Genomic DNA, 6,173 nt, shown 5'->3' on the forward strand with positions numbered 1-6,173 from the left:
AGCCAATCTTAAAGGAACAATTTTTGAAGGTAAGAATATAAAAAGCTTAACTTTAAATAAAAATGAAGACAGCGATAAATCTTAGCCCTGAAAGATTCCCAAATCTGATACTATAACCCCTCCGCCCAACTACTGCGTTGACTCAATAAAACCTTGGCAAAGGGCGGGTTTACTAACATCTGGGTGAAAAAATACGATAACAGTAAAACCCGCCCCTACATTGATATCAGAAACTTCCCTCACCGCCAACCCCTCTGCGAACCTCTGCGCCCCCTCTGCGTTCCTCTGCGTTAAAAAAGCCAACCTTCCCACCTCTCAACCCTAAACCCGAAATCACGCCTGATCACCACAACCCCACCTTAGCCAAAACAACCCAAGAAACAAAGCGCGATCGCAAGTAAGGGTAAAGGGACAGAAAAATTGGCGCGATCGCGAGAAATTCTCACCCCAATATTTACCCCATAACTTATGTTTTGAAACTTAACAGGCGGGTTTTATATAATCAATCTAAATAGCACTAACCGAGCTTGAATGGGGAGCCTGTCACCTTTGTCGGTTGAACTCTTGGAAGGTAGGCGTGACGCGCAGCGATAGCGACAGCCTTCTTGGAGAGTAATCCAACATCAGAGGGTTAGGATGTTGGGTTTCGTTCCTCAACCCAACCTACAATAAAATTTTGTGTTCTGACATCTTCCCGCTTGAATGACACTGATATCGTAAACTTGGACGCCAGCAAATAAACTTACAGCAGTTTGCTCTGCTACGCGGTACATTGTCGATCCCCCTAAATCCCCCATGCAAAAAAAGCGAAGCATCCTTTGGTCTCCCCCTTTTTAAGGGGGACGGAAGGGGGATCTGAAGGGGGACTTTGATCTACTGTACTTTATTACAGCGCAAAGAGCTGTATCATCTTCAAGCTAAACTAATAATCGAGCTAACTAGATAAATCTGTGAACCCGTTTTAACGGGTTTAAGCTTTTAGCCAGAACTTTAGTTCTAGGCTTATATATCTCTCCCACTATGAAACTATTTCCCCTTTCCCGAAATCACCGCCTAATTATCACCACCCTAATTAGCCTTTGCCTAATCCTACTTAGCTGGCTCAACTCCCCCCTCCATTCCACACCAACCAATCCTCAAACGGAACTCTTTAACCAAGTCTGGCAAACCGTCAACGATAACTTTTACGATCCCAACTTTAACGGCGTCAACTGGCAAACCCTCAAAGACGACTATGAACCCAAAATCCGCCAAACCCAATCTAGGGAAGCCGCCGCCACCCTAATCAATCAAATGCTTTCTGAACTCAACACCTCTCACACCCACCTCTACATCCCCAACCAACCCGCCTACTACCAAGTCTTAGGAATCTTTGCACCCAGAAACCGCGACTTACGCCAACAACTCAAACCCTTCTTTCCCAATGGCAAAATCGAATATACTGGCATTGGTATCGTCACCAAAACTATCGACAACCAAACCTTTATCAGCGCCATTCTCGAAGGAAGTCCAGCCGATAAAGCCGGATTAAAGGTAGGCGATCGCATTCTGAGTGTGGATCATCGCCCATTCCAACCCATTGAATCCTTTGCCGAGCAAGCAGGTACTCCTGTCAAAATGGTAATTCAGCGATCGCCAAATTCCAACAGTCAGCAAAAAATCACCGTCACCCCTAAATTGCTGGATACAACCACCATGTATCTTGACGCCATGGACGCCAGCACTGAGATAATTGAACAACAAGGTAAAAAAATCGGTTATATTCATATCTGGTCTTATGCCAGTGATGACTATCAAGAACAGCTTAAAGAAGAACTCATCTATGGTCGTCTCAAACCAGCAGACACTTTAGTCGTAGACTTAAGAGATGGATGGGGAGGTTCACCACTCACCGCCCTGAATATCTACACCGCTCCAAAATTAAGCTTAACCACGATTTTCCGGGATGGCACCCAATATACTCACTATGCGGGCTGGAATAAACCTGTCGTCATGATTGTCAACGAAGGAAGCCGCAGCGCTAAAGAAATTCTGGCTTATGGTTTCCAGCAATTCGATATTGGACCCGTTGTCGGTACGCCAACCCCTGGCGCTGTAGTGGCGGGGCGTCCATTTCTCATGTCAGATGGTAGCTTGCTTTACGTCGCCGTCGCTGATGTCTACGTGAATGGAGACGAACGACTAGAAGGAAAAGGCGTAACACCGGATATTTTGGTTCCCTTCTCCCCAGAATACGCCCAAGGCGCTGATCCGCAAAAAGAACGGGCGCTAGAGGTGGCGTTGGAAGCCGTTCAAGAGTGAAATTATGTTATTTTTAGACACAATTTATACCAACTGCCATCTATCTTTGGGTATACTTGGCGAAACAGTAACATTCTGGCGGAGACTCCAGACCAGCAAATCCTAGGCAGAAACAGCAAAAGCCCAGCATGAACTCTTTGGAATTCGACCGAGAAACTGACCGGATGGCGAGAGCAATCATGACTCGCAACAGCCAAATTGGGTCAGCCCTGATTGCCGATTTAACGACCAAACTGACTCTTGAATATATTGCGGCTGTTTTGGTTGTCAGTATTGAACGTTTGATGTGGTTTGAGCCAGACTCCATTATTTGGGCGGTTGAGAATCTTATTCCTGCTGATATAATGCAGGAAATTCACAGAATTACCTCATTTACCCTCTATAAACAGTGGGTGCAGAAAGGATACGTGCCAGGAAAAGACTTGAGTGTTGATATTAGCGGTAATGTGCTGCTCAATGATTCGCTCAAAAAAGCGGCTTAAACCCAGAAACAGTAGGGGCGCAAAGACTTGCGCCCTATCCAATGGTCAAATCTAATCCACAATTTTAGCTGTGCCACGCCAGTAGGTTGGGTTGGCGCATGTTACTAGGGCAGCATCTAGGGCTAAGGTTCCCTTACTACAAGCCTACTATTCCAGATGAGACGTTGCCTATCCTATACTGTAACTGTATCCCACTTGAGATAAGGCAACTTCGCCGCTGTCTCCCGAACCTGGTCAACTTGCTTCACCAGTTGTCCGCAACTATCCCAAGTCCCTGTAATTAGAGTTTGTCGTACCCCTTCAGGCATTGAAACAGAGGCTTGGAAGTCACCACTGCGAACGTCCATAGCTTCCAAATCTACCGTTATCGGCGCTTGCGGATTCTCTTGCAGGATTCTCTGTAACTGCTTCACGGTTTCCGGTTCAGCCGTAACACAGGGAACCCCCATTGCCAAACAGTTACCAAAGAAAATTTCCGCAAAACTTTCACCGACAATGGCTTGTATGCCCCATTTTTTTAGTGCTTGGGGCGCGTGTTCCCGCGAAGAACCACAGCCGAAGTTGCCATTAACCACTAAAATATCTGCCCCTTGATACTGGGGACGGTCAAACGGATGTTGCCCTTTCGCCTGGGCGCGGTCATCGGCAAAGGCTTTGTCTCCTAATCCTTCAAAGGTAACACAGCGCAAATAGCGAGCGGGGATAATTCTGTCGGTATCAATATCATTACCCACAACGGGAACGCCTTGTCCTGACACGGTTTTCACTTGACTCATGAATTCACTCCTTTTTTTCTATTCAAAAATATATCTCTATTTTGGCTAAGGGTGAGCAAGAGGAGGCGATTGAAATCGCTGCTACACAAACAAAGTCCGCCTGCGCGGACTGGGTTATAACGGGTTAGCTAACCAAGATTTGGTATTATCTGCAAATCTGACATGCTCCCCATCTAAAGTTATCTATATAAATTCTTTTTAACATAAATTTACTCCTTAAAGTTTGACAAAAAAAATCTTGGACATAAATATATAATCAACAACAGAAGTAGATTGAGTTAAGGCATTGTAACCCAACCTACCTGATACTATCAGCTACTGCCGTTCATTCCTAATTTTCATAGAGCAGGCGATTAAGAATTTCTTGTCCGGCGGGATTGAATACCTGAAGCCGAATGATTCCTGGATTGTTTGGTCGCCATGCGACTTGATACAGATAATCGCCGTTTTGCCAAATATAAATGCGGCGTTGAGGATTTCCCCGTACTTTCGCACCTCTGAGGATCAGGTTATCACCGGTTCGTTGATTCGTACCGTAGTACGTCAGGGCGTTGTTGCTATAGTTAATGGTGACTGACCATTCACCTCCTTGGAATGTCCCCAAAGGAACCCTAGCTTGGGCGACGACAGGGGTTTTAATGATAAACTCGGTAATTGTAGGCGCAGATAGACCGAGAATGGTAGCAAGCGCGATCGCTCTCATATTCATAACTTTTCCTCCGTTGCTGTAATATCAGCCTGGAACGCAATTTCCAGCTAAAACGGTTCACTATAATTTAATTTCAACCCGTTTTAACTGAGATCTGGCAAAATTGGTAATACACCCCAAATGACTCGCTCGGTGGGCATGATTCACTAACTCTAATATAAGCGTTTCCCGCGTTATAATACTTGCCCATGATCGCGCGTGACCCAGCTAAAATGGTGGAATAGCTTTTACCATTGAGTCGGGCGCACGCCATGCGCCCCTACGGTTTCCGGGCTAATGGTTAATTCCTCCAATTAGGTGTGCCGAACCACTACTGGCTGGCTGGCTGATTGGCTACTCACAATAATTGTCTAACATCAGAAACTTCCCCATTAACCGCCGCCGCTACCACCATGGCTGGACTCATCAACAGGGTGCGTCCCGTGGCTGAACCCTGACGCCCTTTAAAATTACGGTTCGAGGAGGATGCACTAATTTGATCCCCTTGTAACTTATCCGGATTCATCGCCAAACACATCGAACATCCCGGTTCGCGCCACTCAAACCCCGCTTCGACAAAGATTTTATCCAATCCTTCGGCTTCGGCGTCTTTTTTGACTCGTTCTGAACCCGGAACAACAAATGCCTTCACCCCTTGTGCGACTCGCTTTCCTTGGGCAAATTGGGCGGCTTCTCGTAAATCCGTCAATCGTCCATTGGTGCAGCTTCCGATAAAACAGACATCCACTTTTGTCCCCTGGATTGGCGCACCAGGAATAAGCTGCATATAACGATAGGCTTCTTCGGCGATCGCACGTTCTGATTCGGGTAAACTGTCAGGTATGGGAATCGCTTCATTTACGGCAATTCCCTGTCCCGGTGTAATTCCCCACGTCACTGTTGGCGCAATCTCAGCCGCATCAAAGGTGACGATATCATCATAAACGGCATCATCATCAGAACGCATACTGTTCCACCATTCCACGGCTTTATCCCAATCCGCCCCTTTCGGCGCAAAATCTCGCCCTTTGAGATACTCATACGTCACCTGATCCGGATTAATATAACCACATCTAGCACCGCCTTCAATGGACATATTGCACACCGTCATCCGTTCTTCCATCGTCATCTGCTCAAAGGTTGTGCCAGCATATTCATAAGCGTAGCCAACGCCACCTTTGACCCCTAGGGTACGGATAATGTGCAGAATCACATCCTTGGCGTAAACACCGGGAGGAAGCTTCCCGTTAACTTCAATTTTGCGAACCTTAAGTTTAGACAGGGCGAGGGTTTGCGAGGCGAGGACATCCCGAACTTGAGACGTACCAATCCCAAACGCGATCGCACCAAAAGCGCCATGAGTTGAAGTATGGGAATCCCCGCAGGCAATAGTCATTCCGGGTTGGGTTAATCCCTGTTCTGGGGCAATCACATGAACAATACCCTGATTCCCCGATCCAATATTATAGAAGCGAATCCCATAATCCTTACAGCTTTTCTCCAACACCTGCATCATCTCTTCGGCTAAGACATCCGCAAAAGGACGCGCCTGATTTTCGGTGGGAACGATATGATCCACAGTCGCCACCGTGCGATCGGGATACAGCACCTGCAATCCCCTTTCCCGCAACATGCCAAAGGCTTGGGGACTGGTGACTTCGTGGATTAAGTGTAAACCAATAAAGAGTTGAGTTTGACCCGAAGGTAAAGTACCGACGGTGTGGGAGTCCCAAACTTTATCGAATAGTGTTCTCTCGCTCATCTGCAAAAGGTCGTTATCGGATTTAAGGATAATCACCAGTCACCTATAGGATAGATGCTGGAGCTTTCTATTTTATCGCGACTGTAGCATGAATCTGAACCATTAAAAGAGCGATCGCACCTCCCACCGGAAATGCGATCGCTCTTTCCCAAGTCTACGCCCCA

5 protein-coding genes are annotated in these 6,173 nt (G+C 46.7%); 2 read left to right on the forward strand and 3 right to left on the reverse strand.

What is annotated here, in order from left to right; all coding sequences use genetic code 11:
• Positions 1-1,020 precede the first annotated feature (1,020 nt).
• Both ACLFWI_RS25300 and ACLFWI_RS25305 read left to right on the forward strand, forming a co-directional pair.
• Complete coding sequence (locus tag ACLFWI_RS25300; RefSeq protein ID WP_446415213.1) at positions 1,021-2,301, forward strand: S41 family peptidase; 1,281 nt, start codon at positions 1,021-1,023, stop codon at positions 2,299-2,301.
• A 128-nt stretch (positions 2,302-2,429) separates the two neighbouring features.
• Positions 2,430-2,783: a hypothetical protein gene (locus ACLFWI_RS25305; protein WP_446410099.1), complete on the forward strand. Its 354-nt coding sequence runs from the start codon at positions 2,430-2,432 to the stop codon at positions 2,781-2,783.
• A 173-nt stretch (positions 2,784-2,956) separates the two neighbouring features.
• Here ACLFWI_RS25305 and leuD read toward each other — a convergent pair whose 3' ends face one another.
• The 3 genes from leuD to leuC all read right to left on the reverse strand — a co-directional run bounded on the left by leuD (position 2,957) and on the right by leuC (position 6,009).
• Positions 2,957-3,559 carry a 3-isopropylmalate dehydratase small subunit gene (leuD, locus tag ACLFWI_RS25310; RefSeq protein WP_446415214.1) on the reverse strand — a complete coding sequence of 201 codons (603 nt, stop codon included), beginning with the start codon at positions 3,557-3,559 and terminating at the stop codon, positions 2,957-2,959.
• 331 nt (positions 3,560-3,890) lie between these two features.
• Positions 3,891-4,268, reverse strand: a complete 378-nt coding sequence (locus ACLFWI_RS25315) for a hypothetical protein (RefSeq protein WP_446410101.1) — start codon at positions 4,266-4,268, stop codon at positions 3,891-3,893.
• A gap of 337 nt (positions 4,269-4,605) precedes the next feature.
• Entirely contained in the window at positions 4,606-6,009 is a 1,404-nt protein-coding gene (gene leuC, locus ACLFWI_RS25320; protein ID WP_446410103.1) for a 3-isopropylmalate dehydratase large subunit, read from the reverse strand.
• Between the last annotated feature and the right edge of the window lie 164 nt (positions 6,010-6,173).

The organism is Coleofasciculus sp., from assembly GCF_046539235.1.
GTDB lineage: Bacteria > Cyanobacteriota > Cyanobacteriia > Cyanobacteriales > Coleofasciculaceae > Coleofasciculus.

Coding starts and splice junctions, on each gene's coding strand:
- ACLFWI_RS25300 (WP_446415213.1), top strand. CDS start 1,021: ATGAAACTATTTCCCCTTTCCCGAAATCACCGCCTAATTATCACCACC.
- ACLFWI_RS25305 (WP_446410099.1), top strand. CDS start 2,430: ATGAACTCTTTGGAATTCGACCGAGAAACTGACCGGATGGCGAGAGCA.
- leuD (WP_446415214.1), bottom strand. CDS start 3,559: ATGAGTCAAGTGAAAACCGTGTCAGGACAAGGCGTTCCCGTTGTGGGT.
- ACLFWI_RS25315 (WP_446410101.1), bottom strand. CDS start 4,268: ATGAATATGAGAGCGATCGCGCTTGCTACCATTCTCGGTCTATCTGCG.
- leuC (WP_446410103.1), bottom strand. CDS start 6,009: ATGAGCGAGAGAACACTATTCGATAAAGTTTGGGACTCCCACACCGTC.